This window comes from Nitrosomonas sp. GH22 (assembly GCF_009833115.1).
GTDB lineage: Bacteria > Pseudomonadota > Gammaproteobacteria > Burkholderiales > Nitrosomonadaceae > Nitrosomonas > Nitrosomonas eutropha.
The window spans coordinates 1-1,360 of sequence record NZ_QRCA01000046.1 but is presented as its reverse complement, the minus strand read 5'-3'; the positions used below and the strand labels follow the sequence as shown (position 1 = coordinate 1,360).

The 1,360-nt window shown below is 43.7% G+C and carries 2 protein-coding genes; both read left to right on the top strand.

Annotated features, from left to right (window positions below; all coding sequences use genetic code 11):
- Window positions 1-564, top strand: a 564-nt coding sequence (locus ABF86_RS11480; protein ID WP_240142324.1) for a hypothetical protein, incomplete at its 5' end; no start/stop codon positions are given.
- A 71-nt stretch (window positions 565-635) separates the two neighbouring features.
- Window positions 636-1,223, top strand: coding sequence for a hypothetical protein (locus tag ABF86_RS11475; protein WP_074456501.1), 588 nt, complete (start codon window positions 636-638; stop codon window positions 1,221-1,223).
- Window positions 1,224-1,360 lie beyond the last annotated feature (137 nt).

Below are 1,360 nucleotides of genomic sequence, written 5' to 3'. Positions count from 1 at the left end.
CAATCGGTACAACTGGCTTTTATGACTTGTGTTCTTGCCATCTTGTGTTACACGAATACAGCCTTGGGGCATGGTCGTGTATCACTGGAGGAAGATACCTGCGTGCGCCAGATAGGTGAAAATATGGTGCACCTGAACACCTATCAGCCTCAATTTGATCGGGGCGGGCATTATTGCACGGAGATTCCAATGGCTGGAGATACCTATTTGGTTGTGGATCTGATAGACCTGGGTTTACGCGATATGCCGGTAGGTATGAAAGTATTCAGAGGTGAAGAAAAAGAAGGAGATATGATCATCCAGGTCAATGCAGCTCATCACCCCGATGGAGTCATTAATGGAATAGGCAGACTGGATAAAGGGTTATATTCAGTAATAGTAACGGCAGAAGGAGTCCCTCCGCTAAATTATTATTACCAGCTGCGAGTTGAAATGGTTGATTATGGCAAGCTTGCACGCACCTGGGCAGGCCCGGCAATTGCGCTCCTGTTCCTGAGTTGGCTGCTGTATAAGCTGATACAATCCGGCCGCTTAAAAAGCTGGTTTAAATCTGAAGACGATTAAATTCAGGCAGTCTCATAGAGAGTGCCGACATGATTTGCGACAAAAATATAAAAGACAGGGAGGATAGATAGATGACAAAAGGATGGACAATAACCGGCATTAAATGGCTGGTTGGAATGTTACTGGGCATGACCTGCTGGATGCAAGCTTATGCTCATGGCGGACTGTCTATGGCGGAGGATATGTGTAAACTCACGGTTGGGCCTTATACCATGCACTTTACGGGCTACCAGCCTGAAAGCTCGCAAGAGCAGGAATTCTGTGAGGATATACCCAATACTGGTCGTACAGTGGTAGCACTGGATTATATTGATGAAGCGCTGAGACCGTTAACAACAGAAGTACGTATTATTCGTGATACAGGTGCAGAGCCGGGGGAAGAAGGAAATCTTGACGAGATTACCGTCATGCATATCCCTCCAAAAGTGTACTCGAATGGATCAGTCACGTTTGAACATACATTTCCCACAGAAGGAAATTTTGTAGGACTGGTAACAGTTAGGGACAATGGAATAGAGCATGTATCACGCTTCCCTTTCGCTGTGGGCACAGGAGGCAAATTTAAGATGAATATGTATTTCTGGCCCTTGTTGATCATTGTCATAGGCGGTGGATACTTCTTCTTCTCTTCAAAAAATCAAAAAGAAAAAAATACATAGAAAATACTGATTAATTAGTTTGCTGTGGCTGATTTGTGTTTGTATCTAGGGATCTGGATATGAACATGAATCGGCAAATATTGAATAGTAATAACGGTTCTGGATAGTAAGTTATCATTTTGGATACTGTGGATAAA